This window comes from Micromonospora sp. NPDC007271, from assembly GCF_040634005.1.
Classification (GTDB): domain Bacteria; phylum Actinomycetota; class Actinomycetes; order Mycobacteriales; family Micromonosporaceae; genus Micromonospora.
In genome coordinates this window covers 19,432-39,717 of sequence record NZ_JBEYER010000072.1, presented here as the reverse complement: position 1 = coordinate 39,717, position 20,286 = coordinate 19,432, and the positions used below count along the sequence as shown (strand labels likewise).

The 20,286-nt window shown below is 69.5% G+C and carries 15 protein-coding genes; 6 read left to right on the top strand and 9 right to left on the bottom strand.

Translation table 11 applies throughout. The annotated features are described in order from the left end of the window. Window positions 1–488, bottom strand: a 488-nt coding sequence (locus ABZ570_RS23600) for a ribonuclease domain-containing protein (RefSeq protein WP_358067455.1), incomplete at its 3' end; no start/stop codon positions are given. A 244-nt stretch (window positions 489–732) separates the two neighbouring features. Here ABZ570_RS23600 and ABZ570_RS23595 point away from each other — a divergent pair. Together ABZ570_RS23595 and ABZ570_RS23590 are read left to right on the top strand one after the other, a co-directional pair. Next, entirely contained in the window at window positions 733–1,785 is a 1,053-nt protein-coding gene (locus ABZ570_RS23595) for a zinc-binding dehydrogenase (protein ID WP_358067452.1), read from the top strand. 470 nt (window positions 1,786–2,255) lie between these two features. Then, window positions 2,256–2,453, top strand: a complete 198-nt coding sequence (locus ABZ570_RS23590; RefSeq protein WP_358067449.1) for a helix-turn-helix transcriptional regulator — start codon at window positions 2,256–2,258, stop codon at window positions 2,451–2,453. Window positions 2,454–2,487: 34 nt separating this feature from the next. On the opposite strand, the gene ABZ570_RS23585 is transcribed toward ABZ570_RS23590, so the two are convergent. The 5 genes from ABZ570_RS23585 to ABZ570_RS23565 form a co-directional block, all read right to left on the bottom strand. After that, window positions 2,488–4,611, bottom strand: a complete 2,124-nt coding sequence (locus ABZ570_RS23585; RefSeq protein WP_358067446.1) for a DEAD/DEAH box helicase — start codon at window positions 4,609–4,611, stop codon at window positions 2,488–2,490. A gap of 9 nt (window positions 4,612–4,620) precedes the next feature. Further along, on the bottom strand, window positions 4,621–5,934 hold the full coding sequence (gene brxD, locus ABZ570_RS23580; RefSeq protein ID WP_358067443.1) for a BREX system ATP-binding protein BrxD: 1,314 nt from the start codon (window positions 5,932–5,934) through the stop codon (window positions 4,621–4,623). After that, window positions 5,931–8,669, bottom strand: coding sequence for a BREX-2 system phosphatase PglZ (gene pglZ, locus ABZ570_RS23575; protein ID WP_358067440.1), 2,739 nt, complete (start codon window positions 8,667–8,669; stop codon window positions 5,931–5,933). Before pglZ ends, brxD begins: the two co-directional genes overlap by 4 nt. Next, window positions 8,666–12,427 carry a hypothetical protein gene (locus tag ABZ570_RS23570; protein ID WP_358067437.1) on the bottom strand — a complete coding sequence of 1,254 codons (3,762 nt, stop codon included), beginning with the start codon at window positions 12,425–12,427 and terminating at the stop codon, window positions 8,666–8,668. Before ABZ570_RS23570 ends, pglZ begins: the two co-directional genes overlap by 4 nt. A gap of 84 nt (window positions 12,428–12,511) precedes the next feature. Beyond that, complete coding sequence (locus tag ABZ570_RS23565; RefSeq protein WP_358067434.1) at window positions 12,512–12,712, bottom strand: hypothetical protein; 201 nt, start codon at window positions 12,710–12,712, stop codon at window positions 12,512–12,514. Window positions 12,713–13,324: 612 nt separating this feature from the next. Here ABZ570_RS23565 and ABZ570_RS23560 point away from each other — a divergent pair. Both ABZ570_RS23560 and ABZ570_RS23555 read left to right on the top strand, forming a co-directional pair. After that, window positions 13,325–14,005: a hypothetical protein gene (locus ABZ570_RS23560; protein WP_358067431.1), complete on the top strand. Its 681-nt coding sequence runs from the start codon at window positions 13,325–13,327 to the stop codon at window positions 14,003–14,005. Window positions 14,006–14,438: 433 nt separating this feature from the next. Then, the gene (locus tag ABZ570_RS23555; protein ID WP_358067428.1) at window positions 14,439–15,125 is read left to right on the top strand and encodes a hypothetical protein; all 687 of its coding nucleotides are present in this window, start codon (window positions 14,439–14,441) and stop codon (window positions 15,123–15,125) included. A 132-nt stretch (window positions 15,126–15,257) separates the two neighbouring features. Here ABZ570_RS23555 and ABZ570_RS23550 read toward each other — a convergent pair whose 3' ends face one another. Further along, window positions 15,258–15,470 (bottom strand): hypothetical protein, encoded by a 213-nt coding sequence (locus tag ABZ570_RS23550; protein WP_358067426.1) that lies wholly within the window; start codon window positions 15,468–15,470, stop codon window positions 15,258–15,260. A gap of 146 nt (window positions 15,471–15,616) precedes the next feature. Between ABZ570_RS23550 and ABZ570_RS23545 the strand changes: the two genes are divergently transcribed. Together ABZ570_RS23545 and ABZ570_RS23540 are read left to right on the top strand one after the other, a co-directional pair. Continuing rightward, window positions 15,617–16,987 carry a helix-turn-helix transcriptional regulator gene (locus tag ABZ570_RS23545; protein WP_358067423.1) on the top strand — a complete coding sequence of 457 codons (1,371 nt, stop codon included), beginning with the start codon at window positions 15,617–15,619 and terminating at the stop codon, window positions 16,985–16,987. Window positions 16,988–17,422: 435 nt separating this feature from the next. Beyond that, the gene (locus ABZ570_RS23540) at window positions 17,423–17,725 is read left to right on the top strand and encodes a hypothetical protein (protein WP_358067420.1); all 303 of its coding nucleotides are present in this window, start codon (window positions 17,423–17,425) and stop codon (window positions 17,723–17,725) included. A 471-nt stretch (window positions 17,726–18,196) separates the two neighbouring features. On the opposite strand, the gene ABZ570_RS23535 is transcribed toward ABZ570_RS23540, so the two are convergent. Next, a complete protein-coding gene (locus tag ABZ570_RS23535) occupies window positions 18,197–18,817 on the bottom strand; it encodes a hypothetical protein (RefSeq protein WP_358067417.1) in 621 nt (206 codons plus the stop codon). 199 nt (window positions 18,818–19,016) lie between these two features. Beyond that, window positions 19,017–20,252 (bottom strand): hypothetical protein, encoded by a 1,236-nt coding sequence (locus ABZ570_RS23530; protein WP_358067414.1) that lies wholly within the window; start codon window positions 20,250–20,252, stop codon window positions 19,017–19,019. Window positions 20,253–20,286 lie beyond the last annotated feature (34 nt).

Below are 20,286 nucleotides of genomic sequence, written 5' to 3'. Positions count from 1 at the left end.
CGTCCGCCGCTACCAGGCGGTGGCCGGTTGAGCGGCTGGACCCGGCACGCCCGCGAGTTCCCGTAGTGGTCGGGCGAGAACCAGGTCGTCCCGGTGCTCTTGTTCACCACGATCCGGTACGCGTCGCGGGCGGCGCCGTAGGCGCGCGGGTAGACGTCGTACTCGTAGTAGGTGGCGTTGGCGGGGAGCTGTCCCTCGCGGTTGTAGAACTGGCCGCCGGCGAAGTTGTACAGCCCGCCGCTCCAGCCGTACCAGCCCCGGCTGGTCGGGAAGCCCTTGGCGGCCCAGCCGGAGCGGGCGGTGCGCGCGTCCGCGCAGCGGCTCATCGTGCACGAGTTGTAGACGGCGGCGTGAGCCGGCTCGGCGAGCTTGGTCGAGACCGCCGACGGGCCGACGAGCACGGTGGCGACCATGGCCGTGAGCAGGGCGAACGCGCCGAGCATGCGGCGTACGCGGGTGGCGGGACGCGGGGTCGCGAGCGTGGTCAAGGGATCCTCCCTGTCCTGGAGCGAACACATCGATCGGCTTCGTTTCCGATCGCGCCCAGTCTGGCGGTGATCCTCTCCGCCGTACAGCCCCTCTGCGGAAACCGGGCCGCAATCCCCGGTGAACGGTTGGTGATCGGCGATGGGCCGGGGACGTCAGGTGGTTGCCCCAGCCGCGCTTCGCGAACCCGGCGAGAGACGCTCTGTCGAGTGGAAGACTGTGGGCAGGCACCGAGGAAGGATCCGCATGCCTGTCGACCGTTATCTTGCCGTCGCCGGTCCACGCGAACTCCGCGAGGGCGAGGTCGCCGTCACCGAGCCGGGGCCGGGCCATGTGACGGTCGACATCACCTATACCGGGATCTGCGGCACGGATGTCCATGGATACACCGACGGGCACATGCTGCCGCCGGCGGTCTTCGGGCACGAGTGGACCGGCTCCATCTCGGCCGTCGGCGCTGGTGTGGAAGGGCTGCAGGTCGGCCAGCGGGTGGTGGGTGGCGTGGGGCCGGCGTGCGGCCACTGCCCCCAGTGCGTCGCCGGGCACACCCGCAACTGCGACACCGTGTTCGCCGAGGCCAACGGGGTCGACGCCGACGCACCCGCCCACGGCGCCTTCGCCACGCGGGTGCAGGTCTCGGCGCGGCGGGTGATCCCGGTCCCCGAGGTCCTCTCGGACGTGGAGGCGGCGCTGGTGGAGCCCACCGCGGTCACCTTCCACGCGGTGCGGCGGGTGGCGGCGGAGTACGGCGCGACCACCGTGGTCCAGGGCGGCGGCCCGATCGGGCTGCTCACCGCCCAGAACGCGCGTAACGCCGGAGCCGGCCCGATGATCATCTCGGAGCCCTCACCGGCCCGTCGCGCCCTGGCCACCAAGCTGGGCTTCACTGACGTGGTCGAGCCTGCCGAGCTCCGCACCGTGCTGGACGGGCTCACGCGCGGCCTGGGCGCCGACGTGGTCTACGAGTGCACCGGCGTGCCATCGCTGTTGCAGCCGTCGGCGGAGCTGGTACGCCGGGGCGGGACGCTCGCGTTGCTCGGCTATCCGCTGGAGAACTCGAGCGTCAGCTACGGCGACTGGCAGAGCCGCGAGCTGACGGTGATCGGGTCCCTCGCCTACCACCACGAGGACTTCGTCGGCGCCATGCAGGCGATCGCCGCCGGTCGGATCGACGTGGCGCCGCTGCACACCGGCACGTTCGGTCTGTCATCGTTGCGGGACATTCTCGAGGAACTCGATTCGGGCCGTAGCAAGCACACCAAGGTGCTGATCGACCCGCAGCAGAAGGACCCGATCTGATACCGAGCGGGCCCAGATCGCCTGCCCCGCAGCGGATATTGATGACCCCGGCATGCATCGCCACCCGTTTTTGTTCCTGTGCCACCGCCTTTTCGTCCGAGGGCCACTCCACCGAATCGGCGGTGCGCACAACTTTGTCGTTCGATCATATTTTCTGTCGGATCACCGAAGGCGCCGGCGAGGGCGAGCATGATTCGCCGGTGTGACGGCAGGACGTACTCGGCGGCCTGCTGCAGGTCTCCGCGGCGACCAGTCCGACGGTGGCTGCCCGGGCCGGGGAGACCAGGTGGAACGCACGTCTTCGCGCGGCGCCGGATCCGCATCACCGTTTCACCGTGGGCCAGGAAGCCTGAAAGCAGGCCGCGACCTCGTTGATCGGCCACCCGTCGTCGACCGAGACGAGCGACGATGAGCCGGTGTCGGGGGCCAGGGCAGCGTTGGGCCCTCCTCCGTCGAGCCAGGGACGTTCGATGCTCGGCACCGCGCTGAACGCAGGTGTCTCGCCGGAGACTCTCCGGAACATTGAGTCCGGTCGCGTAGCCATCCCTGCCTTCCCGACCATCGCTGCGATCGCCGATGTCCCCGGCCTTCCCTCGACGCAGTGTGGTCGGAGTCAACCAGTCAGACGCCCGGGCCGAACTCGCAAGATCAGGTCGCACCGCAGGTGAGCGTTGGCCTCGTACGTCTCCCCGGTCAGAACACCTAGGCCAGGTAGGCGATCCTTGCGGCCTCGGTGAGCACCGCCTCGGCCGCGGGCACGTCGGCCAGCCGGGCGGCCAGGGTGGCGACGGCGAGTCGGTGCGGCAGGGCGGCGCTGAACTTGAGGCCGTCCAGTGCCCGGTCGTTGACGTCGGGCAGGCAGATCCGTCCGGCGGCATCGGAGAGCGCCTCACGCAGCATCTCGCGGCTCAGGTCGGGCCGCAGCCGGATCGAGGCGTCGTCGTACCGCTGGGTCGGATCGGCCAGCTCGCTGAGGGTGGAGATGAGCGTGGCGTTCGCGCGGAAGCCGGCCCAGGTCCACCACCGGACCTCGCCGTCACGGTCCCGGACCACGAGAGTGCCCCCGGGGTGCACCGACGACGTGAACTCCTCGCGCAGGCCGGCCAGCCGGTTGGCGGCACGGCCGGTCAGCGCGACCGGCGGGTCGGCGCCGAGCAGCACGTCCCGCATGGCGCGGACCATCCGGTACGACCGCCCCTGCGGAACCCCGCCGGTCATCCAGAGCGCCTTCCCGCCGCTCTCCGCCGGCTCGACGAAGCAGCGGTGGCGCTTCCAGTCGATGTAGGTGACCCGCCAGCTGCGTCCGCCGAGCAGCAGCAGTCGCGGCCCCTGCACCTTCGCGGTGAGCAGCGCCGGATCGGTACGGCCGATCTCGGTACGGCCCGACAGGACGGTGAACTGGGGCGGCGCGGTGAACACGGCGAGCATGTCCATGAAGTGCCGGCGCCCGAAGCGTGCCTCCGCCTCCGGGCCGATGAAGAGCATGCCGGAGTCAGAGTCGAGGTAGCCCTGGTCGACGAGGTGGCGGACGATGACGTCGGCGGTCTTGTCGAAGGGCGGCAGACCGTTCCACCCGTCCTGCCAGAGCTGATCGCCGACCCGATGCTGTTGCAGCGAGAGCGCGAGCACCTGCTGGGCGACGATGTGCCGTGGCTCTGGCGGGGGCACCACCTCCTCGACCCACCCCTGACTCCAGAGGTGGAGCAGCCCGGCCGCCTGCAACAGCCCGTCGCCGCCCAGCGCGAGGAAGAGGCAGTTCCGGCTGCTGCCGGGGCGGCGCCCGGTCCGACCGATCCGCTGGAGGAAGGCCGCGACGCTGCGCGGCGCGTCCAGCTGGATCACCCGGTCGAGGTCGCCGACGTCGATGCCGAGTTCGAGGGTGCTGGTGGCGACGATGACGCAGTCGCGTTCCTGCGCGAACGCCTCCTCCGCGCGGCGCCGTTCGTCGACGGAGAGCGAGGCGTGCGACAGGAACGTCGTGACGTCGAGCGCCCGCAGGCGTTGGCCGAGTTCCTCGACCAGCGCCCGGGACTCGCAGAACACGAGCCGCTTCTCGCCCCGGTGCAGGGCGGCGATCACCTTCGCCGCGTTGTGCACCGAGCCGACGTAGTCCAGCTCGACCTCGCCGGCCGGTCGGGCGCCGGAGCCAGCTGTGGCGGGTGCGACCTCGGGCGCGACGACCCGTGCCGGCCGTCGGTCGCGGCCGGATCCCTGCAACCAGGTCAGCAGGGCATCGGGATTGCCGACCGTCGCGGACAGCCCCACTCGCTGGACCGGCTGGCCGGTGACCCGGCTGAGCCGCTCCAGTACGGCCAGAAGATGCCAGCCCCGATCGTCCCCGGCGAACGCGTGGACCTCGTCCACCACCACGGCCCGCAGGCCGCGGAAGAACTCCTCGTGGTCGACGGCGCCGCTGACCAGCATCGACTCGAGGGACTCGGGGGTGGTCAGCAGGACATCCGGCCGCTCGCGGAGGATCTTCCGCCGCCGGCCCATGGTCACGTCGCCGTGCCAGAGGGCAGCGCGCCGCCCCAACCAGCCGGTGTAGGTCTCCAGTCGGGGCAGGAGATTGTTCAGCAGGGCCTTGAGCGGGCAGACGTAGAGCAGGGACGTGCCGGCCCAGTTCTCCTGCGCCATCCGGGACAGCAGCGGAAACATGGCCGCCTCCGTCTTGCCGCCCGCGGTGGGGGCGAGGAGCAAGGCGTCTTCCCCGTCCAGGAGGGGCCGCACCGCCGCCTCCTGCAGGGGCCGCAGCCCCGGCCACTGCAGCGAGTTCACCACGTGGTGCAGGACGACCGGGTGCAGCAGCTCGCCGCCCGCCATCATTCGGCTCTCCTACACGTCCAGGGAGATGTCGTCAGCCCTGGTCGCGTTGCGTTCCACGTCGCTCATCTCGGTGGTCGACAGGGTCAGCGCGTAGTGCCGTCTCGGGTCGAAGTCGGCGAACTGGTCGACCCGGTCGAGCACGTCCCCGACCAGCTTCTTGAGGAACAGGCGGGGCGCCACGCCCACCTTGCCCCCCAGCCCGCCAGCGACGGCCCGGGCCAACTCCCCCAGGTAGGCGTCGTCCACCAGGGCGCGCACCCGCTCGGGTGCCGCGGAGCCGTCCGCGTACAGGTCCCGCACCCGGCCGCCGAGTTCGACCAGTGAGTCGAGGGTGAACCCGGAGAGGCGGATCTGGACCGCCCTCGGGTTGTCGAAGCGGGAATCCGTGCCGAAGTCGACTGCCAGCCGCTGGGCGAGCGGGGCGAGCCGCTGGACACCCTGCGGCCCGTCATAGAAGGCCGGGGTACCCGTGATGACGAGGTAGAGGCCGGGAAACCGGCCGGAGTGCACTTCGTCGATGAGCTGACGCAGGGCGTTGAGCGCCTTGTCCCGGGCGTCGGAGCGGACCCGCTGCAGCGTCTCCACCTCGTCGAGCACCAGCAGCAGGCCGGGATGACCGCTGTCGCGCAGCACGGCGAGGAGCCCCTGCAGGAAGCTGAGCGCCGCGAAATGGTCGAGATCGCCCCGTACGCCGGCGACCCGGCGGGCTGACGCGGCGACGTGCGGCTGACCGCCGAGCCAGGCGAGCACGGCCTCCGCCGTCGCCGGGTCACCGCCGAGGCTCGCGGTCCGGTAGCCGCGAAGCGCGGCGGCGAAGGCGGGTGCGCTGCGGCTGACCTCGGCGAGCCGCTGGTCGAGCAGTACGCCCACGGCCCGGTCCAGCGCCTCCGCGTCGTCGGGTGGCAGTTCCCCCGCTGCGAGCACGTCCTCTTCGAGGGCGTAGAACCAGCCGTCGACGACGGACCGCAACGCGCTCGGCGGGAACGTGGCGGTGGTCAGGCGTTCGGTCAGCCGCCGGTAGACGGTCTCCAGCTTGTGCAGCGGCGTCTCGTTCTCGGAGATCTGCACCTCGGCGGTGGCGAGGTTGGTCCGCTTGGCCCGCTCGGCGACCCAGCGGGTGAAGAACGTCTTGCCGGACCCGTACTCGCCACGGATCGCCTTGAACACCGAGCCGCCGGCTGAGATCGTTTCCAGGTCCTCCCCCACCGCCGCCACGAACCGGTCCAGCCCGACGGCGAAGAGGTCCAGGCCGGCCGAGGGCACGGCGCCGCGCCGCAGGGCGTCGATGACCTCGCGCCGCCGGGCCGGGCTGACGCGGTTCACGCGGCCCCTTCCGGCAGGCCGAACTGGGCCCGCAGCAACGCGACGTCGAGCCGGACGGTGCGGCCGTCGTCGATCAGCGCCAGCACGGGGTAGTTGTCGACATTGAGGATCCGCTGCAGGATGTTGACGAAGCCAACCGCTCGGGCCGGCAGTTCCCCGGCCCGCTGCGCCAGCACGGCGGCCGGCACCACCCCCTTCGCCTCGACGAGCGCCCGCATCGCCGCTTCGATCTTTCCGAGTTCGACCTTGCGCGGGGTCAGGCCGTGCTGCGCCTTGAAGAGTTCGGTGTCGAGCAGCGCGGTCACGAGATCGCCACCGCGAGCCGCCGGTGCCGCGCCGGCAGCCGGCGTCATCTCCGCTACGTCGAACAGCGCCGCCTCCCCCGCGACGGCCGGCGCCTTCCGGCGCGGTTTCCCGGCCGGGGCCGGGGCAGGTGCGGTCTTGGCGGCGGGCGTCGACGCCTCCCACCACTGCGGCCGGCGTCCCTCCACCGGCGCCCAGCCGTCGGGAACCTCGGCGACGTTGGGCAGCAGGTAGGCCAGCAGCGGGATGGTCACCTCGGCCAACGAAGCCCCGCCGTGGTAGCCGGCCTTGGTGGGACGGTAGCGCCGCAGGGGATCCCAGAGCGCGATGATCCGCTGCCCCTCGGCCACGACCCGGGGGCCGCTCAGCTCGATTTCGCCGGGGCCGGCGGGCCCCGGGCCGGTGCGGTGCCGGGCAGAGGCGGCATCGGCGGCCTTGACGTGCTCGCCGCCGCGCTCGAGCACGTGACCGTGGTCGCTGGTGATGACGACCGCCCGGCCGGAGGACCGGGCGAGATCCAGCAGGCTGCGCAGGAAACCGAGGTCGCCGAGCTGCCAGCCGGCCTCGTCGCCTTCCCGGCCGTGGGCCAGCGAGTCGTCCACCGTGTTGATCACGACGGCGACCAGGTGCGCGGCGCTGGCCAGCGCTTCGGTGAGGTCGCCAGCGAGCACTTCACCGGCCCCGCCGCGGGCCGGTCCCTTGTGGAAGATCCGGGCGTCATCGCCCCATCGCCCCTGCTTGAACATCTGCTGTTCGGTGGCCTGGGTGCCGCCCCGCAGCGCACCGGCGAAGAGCGAGGTCCGGGAAACCGCCGTCAGCGTGGGCAGGGCCGCCACGATCCCTCGGCGGTGGCCGATCCCCTCGCCGGCCAACGGGTCGTACTCGACCCAGTGCTGGGACAACTCGTCAGCCAGTTCGACGGCGACGGCGGTGCTCATCCCGTCGAGCACGACCAGCAGGACCGGCCGGTGCGCGCGGAGCAGCGGGTCGATGACCCGAGGGAGCAGGTTCTCGACCGTGAGGAGATCACCGTCGTTGCCCGGCCCGGCCGTGGCCCAGGCGGCGAGCCGGTTGGCGAAGGCGCCGTCGAGGTCCCGGCGCCGCTGCTGCGCCCGGTTGTGGACCTCCCGGAAGGCGTGCTGCAGCTCGGGGTGGACGTCCTCGCCGGCCCAGACGTGGTTCAACGCCAGGTCGACCCAGCCCCACTCGGCGATCTGGCGCTGCACCCCGTCGGCGACGCTCGCGGGTGGCTCGACCGCGCTGCCGAGCCACCGGACGAGACGCCGGGCCATCCGGACCCGGCGTACCCGCTCCGCCTCGGCCCCGGCCAACCGGTGTCCGGCGAGGCCGTCGACCGCCGTGTCCAGGTTCGGATCGGCGGGATTCGTCAGACCGGCGAGGAGCGCTCGCGCCGCGTCGCCGATCCGCCGGCTGAAGCCTGTACGCAGGATGGGGCTGTGACCAGCGCTGCCGGTCGCGTTGAACAGGATCAGCAGCTGCTCGGCGCGGTCCAGGACGGCGTGCCCCTGCCGCCGGACGTCCGCGTCCCGGTCGGTCAGCATCGCGCCGACCACCTGCACGGCCGCGCCGGCCAGCCCGCGTACGGCGGCATCGTCGTCGAGCTTGCCGAAGTACTGGTCGACGCGCCCCTGCGCCCGCACGGCGTCCGGGGTATCGGTGGTCCAGAGCGCGTCGCACACCAGACCCAGCGGCAGCGCGTCGGCACCCCGCCCGGCTTCGACGAGGGCGAACAGCGCACGAGCCGGCCGGCCGAACTGCTCGACCAGCCAGCGCGCAAGGCCGTCCCGCTCCTCCTGCCGGAGCAGGTCAAACGCCTCGACCCCAGCGGGCTCGACACTCCACCGCAGCAGGGCGGTGACGTCGAGATCGTCGGGACCGTAGCCCCGCCGGTCCAAGCCGAGCCGTACGGCGGCCAGGTGGCGCAGGGCGACGTCCCGGGTCAGCACCCTGGTCGTGAGGCGGGGCCAGCCGCCGGGCGGCATCGCGTCGAGCAGGGCCTGGCCCGCCCACCGCTCGCTCTCGAGAGCCGTGTCCGGCACCTGGGCACCGAACGCGTCGACGACCAGGTCCCACGGCTCGACGGTGATCGCCCGCTGCCGGAAGATCCGGCTGCGCACCCCGTGGCCGAGGGCGGCCTCGGGGATGTCGGTGAGCAGCACCAGCACCTCCTCGCCACGCTCGGCGACGAGGTGCTCCCAGACCGCGAGCGGCGACACGCACGGCACGACCCGGGCCTGCCGGCCGCCGGGCAACGGGAGCACCGGGTCGTGCGGCCAGGCCGGCTCCGCGGTGACCACCATGACCGGGTACGCGTCGCCGTTGCGGTACCGGTCGAGCTGCTGCGCCACCCTCTGCGCCAATGCCGCCGGGCTGATCCGCAGCGCCTGAGTGAGCGTGGGCGCCTGAGTCACGGCAGGATTCTCCAGCTCACCTCGATGGTGGCTCCACCATGATCCCTGGCGAAGGCTCGCAACTGCTCCACCGCCTTCTCAAGCTCATCAGCGCGGACCGAGACCCGGCCGAGCGGCCGGCCGCCACTGCTCTCCGGCACATTGCGGACCTCGTCGTCGATCCGGGGAGTAACAACAATTCCGCGCTTGTCGTCGTCGCTCTGCGGCGGATAGCCGATCTGGGGTTTGCTGGTCGCGCGACGGAGCAACGCGGTGGCGTCGCTCTGCGCGCGGCGCAGAGCCGGAGCGAGTGGGGCCGTCAGCTCGTCCGCCTGGGCAACCCGACGAAGCTCGGCAAGGATGGCCACGGCCTCGGCCGCGTAGGGTTCGGGCAGTCCTGCGACGATCTCGAAGGTGTCCCAGGGCGCCGCGGCGAGTGCTTCGGAGACCTGGGAGGCACTGCTGATGCTCTTGCCGGTCCGATCGGCAGGCCCGGCAACCTCTGCCCGCGCCAGCCGTTCCACCGTCTCCTTAGCCGAGCGCCCGGTGGCCAGGGCTTCGAGCAGGTCGGCAGCGGCCCGAGCGGTGGCGAGCCGACCGTTCTCCCGGTCGAGCCCCAGCCATGCCTCGTGCTGCTCGAGCCGGCCCGTCAGGCTGTGCGCGGCCTCCCGATGGCGGGACGCTGCGGTGGCAAGGTCTCGACCGAACAGTGCGACCAGGCGACCGCGACGCAGAGCGAGCGGCTGGAAGCCGAAGATCGCCGCGGCCCTCGCCCGGGCCCGCTCCCAGTCGTCCTCGCTGGGCAGGCTCTCTTCACGCAGGGTGTGCTCGGTGGTCAGCTTGCCCAGCTCCGGCGCCTGCGCAAGCTGGCTGCCGTGCAGGTAGAACGCCCGGTCGGTCTGCTCGGCGAAGGCCGCCACGACGAGTTGCGCGACGACCGGGTCGAGGCCGCGCGGCTTCGGCTCGTCGATCCAGCGCAGCAGGTCGGCCACCCGCAGCTCGCCGGTGATGCCCTCGCTGGCCGCCTTCTGCTGGAAGTGCTGGACCCACTCCCCCTCGATGACGAACGCCGCCTCGTGCATCGTGCCGAGCCGCAGCGGGTTGGCGATCCGACGCATGGTCTGCCGGTGCGCCCGGTCCACCTCGACGCGCCCCTCGGGCGACTCGACGGCACGCCGGACATGGTCGAGCACGACCTTGACGTCCTGGAGGCGCACCGGGTCGCCCTTGCGGTCCGGGTCGAAGTCGGGGTGGGCCGGGTACTGCTGGGTGAGCATCTGATCGCCGATGCTGCGTAGCGCGTCGTTGAACGTCGCGCCCATCGGGAGCTTCGGCTCCAGCGCCCGGGTGAGCGACTGCAGGTGGTCGTCGAAGCCGAGCTGCACGTCGGTCGGCTGCTTCGCGGCCAGCCCGTACGCCTGGCGCAGCACGCCCTGCATCTTGGCCAGCAGTGCGCTGCGCTGGTTGGTGAGCGCGGCGTGCGCGCGCCGCCGGTCGTCCGGGTTGAGGTGCTCGGCGTGGCTGTCGAAGCGCTGCCCCTCGAGCAGCTTGTCGATGATGACGAGCTTGCCCAGCTCGTTGCGGCGCTCGACGGTCAGTGCGGCCGGGATCCAGCAGACCGTACGGTCGCTGGTCCGGCTCAGCAGGTCCTGCACCCGCTGCCGGTCGTCGGCCGGCCCGTGACTGCCGTCGTCGAACGGGTAGTCGACGATCAGCCGCCAGCCGTCCGGGTCGTTCGGGTGGAACGCCTCGTCGCGGATGTCGTTGGGGTCGCGGACGTTGCCGTAGACCAGTTCGATGACCCGCCGGCTGCCGCGCCAGGTCAGCCCGGCCTCGCTGAAGAACGAGTCCGTCCACGGCACGCCGAGCTGCCGCCAGAGCAGTTGCTGGACGATGTGCTTGCGGGCGCCCTCGTTGTCGTAGTGCTTGGCGGTGGCGAGGACGCTGTCGACGTCGACGCCGACCAGCTCCAGCGACACCACCGGGTCGTCGCCCTCCCCGATACGGATCTCGGCGAACTGGCCCGCCCAGTCGGCGAGCTTCCGCGCCACCTGCGCCACCTCGCCACCCGGGATCGGGCTGGTGATGCTGCCGTGGTTGAGCGCGGAGAGGCGGCGGGCGGTGAGGTTCCGCAGCGCGGGCACGCTGGGCGCCAGGGCAGCGAGCAGCAAGGTCTTCACCAGTCGGTCGTCGCCGGTGAAGGCCCGGACCCGGCCGACCGCCTCGGCGGGCAGCGCTTCTCCCCGCCGGGCCGCGTCCAGGTCGTCCTCGGTGAGGCCGTACTGGCCGAGCAGGTGGGGACGAAGCTTCGTGTCGTACAGCTTCTGGGCCATCTCGAACTCGGCCTTGAGCTTCTCGGTGAAGGGCTGGTCGCCGCCGCCGCTGATCACGTCGTAGAGGTCGCCGAGCGGGACGAGCTGGCCCAGGCGCAGCGTCTCCCGCCGGTCGACGAGGAGCTGCCGCATGAGCTTGAGCGCGGTGCGGGATCGCTGCAGTGCACTGGAGACGTGCACCAGGGTCGAGATGAAGGCCGGGCTGAACGGGTACGTCGACCGGAACGCGTCGATGTCGGCGCCGCTGCCCGAGTCCGTGCCGAGCAGGGTGTCGAACACCTCCCGGCGTACCTTGGTGGTGGCGTCGAAGGCCCGGGAGATCGCCTCGCCGGCCTCGGTGGTGAGGGGCTTGAGCAGGCGGCGGCGGGCGATCTCGGGGAGGTTGCGGTCCTCCAGCTTGATCACGTCGAACCGGCCACTGGCCAGGTTGAGGGTGTCCTGGTAGCTCAGCTCGTTCGCGCCGACGACCTCCTCGCCCACGAGTTCGCGCAGGTCGCGCTGGCGGGCGATGAAGCTGACGACCGGGATGGGCCGGCGGGTGTCGCCGCCCTCGACGAAGTTGGTGATCTTCTGGATCTCGCGCGAGACGAACTGCTGGTCACCGATGGAGTTGGCCAGCCAGAGGATCAGCTCGTCGAGGAAGAGGATCAGGCCGTGGTAGCCGAGCTCCTTGGCGTGCCGGCTGATCTCGGTGAGGCCCCGGTCGAGCGAGATGAAGGCTTCGGCGTCCTCCCGCGCGTTGCTGAAGAAGCCGACGTTCCAGCTGGTCAGCAGATCGTTGACCAGCTTGCGGCGCAGCTCGTCGGAGTACGCGCCGGCGAACGCCGTGTCCAGCCGCTCCGGCGTCCAGAACGCCTCGCTCTCGCCCCACTCGTCCTCGACGTCGCCGCCGGGCAGGCCGGCGATGAACTGGGCGTCGCCGATCTTCTCGCGCAACGCGACGGCCTGCTCCAACAGCGCGTCGGTGCGGTGCACCGCCGGGATCGGCGCGTCGGGGTGCAGGGCCCGCACCCGGTCGACGTAGCCGCCGAGGACCCGCTGCTCCAGGGAGCGGGCGTCGAGCAGGTGGTAGGGGATGAGCAGGAACTTGCGGCCGTCCAGCCAGACGCTGTGCTTCGCGACCAGCGGCGCCAGCTCGTCCCGGCCCCGGGCCGCCGGCTCGCCCCGCAGCAGCGCGTGCAGCACCGCCATGAAGTGCGACTTACCGGAGCCGAAGGAGCCGTGTAGGTAGGCGGCCTTGGAGGCGTGGCCCTCGACCGCGGAGCGGATCAGCCCGAGCGCCTCGTCGAAGTTCGCGAGCAACCGATCCGTGACGACGTAGTCGCGGAGGGTGGCGTCGGCGTCGGCGACACTGTCGGAGAGCCTGAGCACGAAGTCGCTCACGCTCGTGCGCTCCGGGATGTCGATGAACTCCCGGAGCAGCGGCGCATGGGTGGGCGAAGACATGCTGCATACCGTACCGATCGCCCCTTCCCCGCGTTATCCGCTGGTCGCGGGTCGCGATGCCTCTTTCGGCATCATTCAGCGACATCAGGACGACGACGGGCCCCTTCCGCGCTGGTGTCGCCAGATTTCGTGATCCAGGGCCGTCGACGACACGTTGAGGAGTTCGGCGGCCTTCTCCACGAGGCAGACGGCGGCGTCCGGCGCGACGTCCCCCTGATCGAGCGCCCGGGCGACGAACCGGCGGATCATCCGGTCCGGCTTCACACCGGGCAGGCCGGCCAGCATGAGCAGGTACCGCCAGGAGATGCCCGAGCCCTGCCCTCTGCCGATTCTTCACGCGCTCCGCGAACTGCTCAGGCCCACCAACCTGCTCGTAGTGCTGGAGCAGCTCGCGGACGCCGTCCCGGTTCGGATCGCCACCCGCCTCGCGCCGGGAGCTGCGGTAGCAGTTGACGACGTTCTCGACCGCCTTGTACCGAACGCCCATGGACCAGATGGCGTCGATGACAGCGAGCGCCAGGCCGTCGGGATAGCCCGGAGGCAGCGGTTGCCAGGTGGTCGGAGGTCCCAGCACCTCCTGCGCGAAAGTCGCCAGCCGCTCGGCGTCGGCAACCGCACAATCCACTCTCATCACGACTCCTCCTGCCGGGCGTCGGGGTCACCCGGATGACAGACGACGCCTCTAACGGTTTGCGGTCAAGGAAAGCGGATGGGTACGACAACCGTGCCGGGCAGCCTGGCCGAGTTCACACTTCGCTCTGGCCCACTCGGTCAGGATCTGCGGGGCGCTCTCCACGTTGTCGGTGGTTGGCCGTACGGTGAAGGCGTCCGAGCCCGGCACCCTTCTCAGCTTCGCCGGACAGTTTCTACTTGTCGACACACCAGGCAAGGAAATAGATGCCCCGCAAACTGACGGTCACGTCGACCGCTGCTGTCCTCACAGGTCTCCTCGCCCTCAGCGCCTGCGGCACTGATGCACCACAGACCCAGCCCTCCGCTGCGACAGGCACAGCACCGAGCACAGCGCCCGCCCCGGTGCCCTCGCCGGCCGCTCCTACTTACAAGATCCTCGACAAGGCCAACCTCACGAAGGCCCTGCTGCCGCTCAAGGCCATGCCGAGTGGTTACAGCGAGGACGAGTCCGACAGTTCAGAGACCGACAAAACGTTCTGCAACTACCGACAGCCGCACACCGCCAAGATCAAAGTCTCGAAGTCGTACCAGAAGGGCGGCGGATTGAGCGCCCAACTAATCTCGGTCACTCTGCGGCAGTACGCGAGCCCCGCACAGGCCAGGGCATCCTTCGACAAGATGGCGAAGACCCTGGAGACCTGCCGCAAGGACAGGTTGGGCGGGCAGAAGGTCACCTACGCCCTGATGAACCTTCCGGAGTTCGGTGAGAGAAGCCTCGGCGTACGCATCGACGTGCAGGGCGCCACTGCACTTCAGGGCTTTGCCCTCGTCGGACCGACTCTCGTGTCCACTGGCACGGCGGGCGTCATGAGTACCGACGCCGACGTGGTGGCTGACCTGCTCGGCAAGCAGGTGGACCGATACTCCGCAGCGGCCGCAGGCTGAGCAGCCACCCTCGACGGCCAGCCTTGAATCGGCGCACGCGATGACTCGGCCGAGCCATTTCCTTGCTCACTGCTTCGCCGTACGCCGACGCGCAGGTGCCTTCGGCTCGGCAGGGCTCGGCCTCGGCAACGGGCGCCGGACCTTGTCCACGGGGCCGCCGCGGACACCCAGACTGCCGCGAGCGGCATGGTAAAAGTGGTCGCGCCCCCTCTGTACTTGTGGACGTGACTTCAGGTCTGGCGGTGACCGCGTGCCACAGAGCGGCCTGGTTGAACTGCGGCCCAGGTGGACGCTGTTCGAACGCCGACGCCGCAGGTGCCTCATCAACCAACTCGCCAGTACGGTGTCCACCGTTCGGCGATCTGGCGCATGGCCCGCTCGGCTGGTCGAATGGGAGACTCAATTGCACGTGGCGACCTAAGGAGTTCAAGGCATGGCAACAGGTGCCCTCGACGGACCGGTTCCAGAAGCAGCCGTACGTGGGCAGCGCGTCCTCGACCTCCTGGATAAGGCAATCGCCATCCAGAGCCCTCTGGTGCGCAAGAACATCGCCCGGGCCCGCCAGCGGAACCCGGAGGCGACACCAGCAGAGGTAATCCGCAATCTGGAGCGGATGTACGTCAGCGCCTTGGCCGGGACGGGTGCTGCAGTTGGAGGAGCTGCAGCCGCGCCCGGCGTCGGCACGGGCGTCGCACTGGCACTGTCGGCCGGCGAGGCTCTCTCATCTCTTGAGCTGAGCGCCCTCTTCGCGCTCTCGATCGCCGAAGTCCACGGGGTCCCCATCGACGAGATCGAGCGCCGCCGAACGATCGTGATGGGAATCATGCTCGGCGGGTCCGGTACCGCCACCATTGCCAAGGTCGCCCAGCGTACGGGGCAACACTGGGGACGCCAGGTTGTCGCCAAGGTGCCTGCCGAGACGTTGCGCCAGATCAACAAGATCTTGGGAAGACACTTCATCACGAAGTACGGGACCAAGCAGGGAATCATCGTTCTCGGTCGAGTGGCACCGTTCGGAATCGGCGCTGTGATTGGTGGTGGCGCCAACGCTGCCCTCGCCACTCTGGCTGTGCGGGCCGGTCGTCGCGCATTTGGCCCACCCCCCACGTCCTGGCCGTGACTGACGCACAGCACCCCGCTACGCAACACCTGACGGAGCTCCAGCCAAGGAAGTCGCACCTCACGAGCACGCACCGCTAGGCTAGCTAGCCTTCTGTCAGGCATCGATCACGGAGGGCTTCGAGTTCCGCACTCAACGGTCTGGGCGGCGGAGGTAACTCCTGGTCAGCCTGACGAGACCGGCGACGATCGTTCCGACGGTGGCAACGGCAGCCGTCGCCGCTGCCTCCCCGCCGACCAGCGCGATCGCCACCAACGCGACCAGGGCGATCCCGCCAATGGCGAGAGTTCGGTTGACGACCGACTCGGCCCGCTGGGTAGTCGCGGACTTCTCGATCCTGCCCATGAGCCTCTCCCCGTCTCTCGCTCCCCGACTCAGGACAGCAAACCCGGATCGTTCTCGGCTCCTGTTGATACGCCAGATGAAAGAAGTTTGCGTGACACGAGATTCACGGTGGACATTCGACGGTGAGGCTCCTCAGGGAGGCTGCCGTGGGGGTCGAACGTCGGTGGTCTGAATTGCCGGAGGCCAAGCAGGCGGCGGCCACCGGCGATTTCGGCACCCTGCTGCGTGTCGCGCGTACCGCGGCGCGGCTCACGTTGACCGAGGCCGGCCAGCGGTGCGGCTACTCGGCGGCGACGTTGTCCCGGATCGAGCGCGGCCGGCAGGCGCTGACGGACGTCACCGTGCTGCGACGGCTGGCGGCGATCTTCGACATCCCGCCCGAACTCTTCGGGCTCACGGACATCGACGGCCCGGCATTCCACCAACCCGCTCCGGCAATCGATAAGGTGCGCGGTAAGGCAGCACGGCGCGAGGTGGGAGACGATTCGGTGCGACGGCGTGACGTACTCGGCGGGCTTGCCAGCCTGGTCGGCTCGACGCTCACCGGCAGTACGCCCGCGCAGGCGGTACCACCTCGTCAGGTGGTCACCAGCCTTGAAGATGTCCTCCTCGGCGGTTGCCCGACACCAGCAGGCCCGGTCAACCCGGCCCAATTGCGGACCGCACTCGCCAGCGCCTGGTCCGACTTTCGCGCCTGCCGATACGCCAGGGTGTCCGCCCGACTGCCGCAGCTGGTCGCCACGGCGACGGCCGGCCACGCTGCCGCGACCGGCGCGGAGCGGGCAACCGCCGCCACCACGCTGGCCCGGACATATCACCTCACCATCGAGGTACTGCTCAAACTGCACGAAGACGCGATGGCGTGGTCGGCAATGGACCGCGCCACGCAGGCGACCCGCGACGCGGACGATCCGCTGCTGCACGCCGAGACGGCGCGCATGTCGGCGATCGTGCTGCGGCGCACGCGGCACGCCGAACGCGCCCAGCAGACGCTGATCAGCGCGGCGCAGACTCTCGACGCGTTGACCGGCCTCCGATCCGCCCCACAGGCTTCCGCGTACGGACGGCTGTTGGCGACGGCCGCGTACACCGAGGCACTCGCGGATCGCCGAGACACCGCATGGGAGCTGCTGCGCGAGGCCGACGACGCGGCGCGCCGCAGTTACGCCGGCGACGGGTTCCCGGATGCCCACGTGTCGCTCTACCGCATCAGCGTCGCCCGGGTACTCGGCGACTTCGGCACGGCAGTGCAGTATGGCCGTGCACTGCGACCCGACCGGCTGGGCACCGTCGAGCGGCGTGCCCGCTACTGGGAGGACTACGCCCTCGCGCTGCACGGCCGCGGGGCATACGCGGAGTCGTTCCGGGCGCTGCTGTCCGCCGAGCGGACCGCGCCCCAGGAGGTCCGATACCGGCCCTGGGCGCAACAGCTCACCACCGCGCTGCTCCACGCGGATCGACGACAGGCGCTGCCCGGTCTGCAGAGCTTCGCCGCCCGCATCGGCGCGCCGGCGTAGGCTGCGGTCCGCCCCGAACTGCTCGAGGTTGAAGCGCAGCTCGCCGGGATCTGCCACGTCGCGATAGAGGCGAGACGCGGGGTGACACCATCGGCTTATGAAGGGCCGTCGATCTGACCCCCGAGGCAGATATCCGTCATTGCCCGGTCACCCCCGGGGCCTGACACCAACGTCAGCCCGCGCCACCTCGGCGGCGCCGTCCGCTCCGGCCTCGTACTGATTCGTCTCCGGTACCGGCAGCTGAACGTTCGTCGCTGAGATCACGTCAGTCGACCAAGGATTCGGGAGTTCACAGTGGTCTTATCAGATATCTTGGCACTCCTGGCACTCGCAACTTCGTTGCTATCCGCCGGATACAGTTATCGACTGTCCCGAGAAGCTCATCATGTCTCCACCTACTACGGTGCCATCAGCCTCTTCAGGGAACTAGACAAGGTGTTCATCGACCATCCTGATATTCGGCCCTACTTCTACGACGGAAAGCAGCTCACCGCCGCGGACCGGAATCGCCAAAAGGTCCAAGCGGTGGCGGAACTGACTCTCGATGCATTTGAGTGGATCTGGTACAGGCGAAAGCGGCTGAACGCGGAGGGCGAACTGGGTTGGGAGGCATACATTCTGGACACCCTCGCCTCCAGCCAGCCACTCAGGGAGCACTACCTGAGCCGCGCACGCTGGTACCCAGGGATAACCCGCCTACTCCGTGATCATCCGATCCCGTCACTCACCGGCCCGTAAATCAAACACTCTCCGAGTTTGGGAGCGAACCAGTGATCCCGCCCTTCTTCTCTCTCAACATCATTCGGACCGCATCCGCGAAGCCCTGGAAAGAGATAGGGATGTCAACATCCGCCGAGGGTGTCGCCACCCGGTCGACGTCGCGTCGCGACCGCCTGCGGACCGAGTTGCAACGTGACGCCCTCACGGCAGCCCGCAAGCTCATCGCCGAGCAAGGCGCTGAAGCGCTGAGCGTGTCGACGGTGGCCCGCGAGGTGGGGTCACGCCGCCGGCGCTCTACCGCTACTTCGAGGGAAAGCTGGGCCTGACCCATGCGTACCCTTGTTCGAGAACATGATGGACGACCTGCTCGCCCTGTGCGGCGTGTCGCGCAAGCGGTAAGCATCCGTGCCATGGACTCATGCTGGTCTGGGGCTGCGCCGTCCACGATCGCCAGGACAGGATGCTGGCAGGGCATCGCCCAGCGCAGGCTCAAACGGAGACCGCCGAAGCGCCTGCCCTCATTGACGGGATCTTGAAGCTGTATCCGGTCGCGTAGACCACCCGGAAGCCGAGGTGGTGGGCCAACGGTGCCCAGCGGGCCGCGGCGACGAGCTGTTCGACGCTGTTGACCTTGCCGCTGTTGACCAGCCGGTCCAGAATCACCGTCTCGAACGCCGCCGACTCGATCCAGTCGACTTGCTTCGTGAAGCCGCACACCATCGACGCCCCGGTCCTGTACAGAAAGTCGGTGAGATAGGCATCGGACCCACGCAGCACCGAACATCCGCCGATGTAGATCCGCTTGCCATGCCAACGGCCCGACATCCAGCCCGCGACCTCGTCCAAGCTGGTCGAGCGAGAGTTGGACAGCCACATCCGGTTGGGGGATCCGTGCAGCGCGAAGAAGCCGACTTCGTACGAGGCGTACTTCTGCAACGACCACTCGTCGAGGAAGTACTTAAGCTGCTCTGGAGTGACGGCGGTCTTGTGGATGTACTTGAGGCTTCCCAGCCGCTCCAACATGTTCAACGTTGGCAGCACCGATCGGCGCTTGGTCAGGTCTCGGTCCCATTCGCCCTCGACACAGAAGACACCCTTGAGCTTTGGCACCCGAAACCTCCTCACAACGACAAACGGCAAAGCTACAGAGCGCTGCTGCAGCTGACCATCCGAGAAAAGGTCCAAAGTGGTCAACCGAACCGCTCGTTCACCGTCCCTGCCGCCGTGCGGCGTTGCGCCGCATACCGAGCCCGAGATTCACTGGTCCAGTCCCATCGGAGAGCCCGCGTGGCTGACGGTCGGCGCCCACTCAGTCTTCTTCGTCGTTCCCGCGCCAACGGAGCGCTCGCCCGGCGATCCGGCTGGAGAGTTTGCCTGTCGCCCACTTGGCCAGGTCGAGGGTGTCGTTGCCGAGGCGCATCGCGGCGTCAACGCCGTCTGCTCCTGTCTCGAGCGCCTTGTCCGTCACCTCCTTGGCCGCGTCCGCCCATCGTCTCGCCTCCGACGACTCTCGGGCGCGCTCGATCCCGAGCCGCCCGTGGAAGTCGACGATGGCGATCGAGACATGGTTGCTCGACTGCACCACAGCCGGGGAGTCGATCGGATGCAGCAGCACATTGCTGTTGGCCGTGCCCGCAGCCGCAACCATGCGGGCCATCAGGCGCTCGGTGCACCGTGAGATGAGTTCCAGCCGGTTCTGCCGGGCAGCCTTCAGTCCGAGGCGATGCCCGTCCAACTCCCCCGGAGACGCGTCCAGCACCCGGTCGAGTTCAAGCACGGCGATCGCATCCTGCAGTTGGAAGCAGCGAGCCAGAACAACGAGCCACTCCTGAACCGTGGACTCCGCGTCCTTGGCCGCCTTGGCGAGATCACCGATCGCGGTCTTGCGCTCCAACTTTTCCGCGAGTGCGTCGAGCTGGCGCAACGCGTACGCCTGGGTTCGGGCGATCGTCATCGACGTGGCCTGCACCTTCGACCACGTGACCTCGGAGACCCGTCCCACCTGCTCGCGGATGGTCATGGCCTCCTCGATGACGAAGCCGACCCCGATCATGTCCGCCAGCACCGCGTCTTTCTGGGCACGGAGCACGTCGTCGACCTTCTCGTCGATCGTGGCGAGATAGTCGGTGATCTCCTTCATGGTCTGTTGCATCGCAAGCTGCGCCATGATCCCCGCAGCGCCTGCCAGGAACGCAGGGTTGGTCAGAGGCGATCCCTTCACGAACTGGAGGTTCTTGACGAATTGGCCATTCTCCGCCCTCAGCGTGGCATGGGCGTAGCCGGAGGACGAGTTCGTGACCATCGGGAACTTGTCCGCGAGCTTCGCGGACTCCTCAGTCAGTTTCATCCAGCGACCTGAGTTGGCGGCGATCTCGGAACCTGCCTGTGCGGCTGCAGCCCCGACATTGAGGACAGATCCGAGCCGGTGCAGCCCGAGGTCCTTCGACGGCAGTCCCTCGGAGACGAGGAAGCGTTCGACGGCCGTCGGATCCCCGATGACCGCCAGCCCGTCGCCGTCACTGATCAGCTGAATCTCGTAGTCCATTGTCGGCTCCTGACGTGCGGGAAGGGTAGACAGC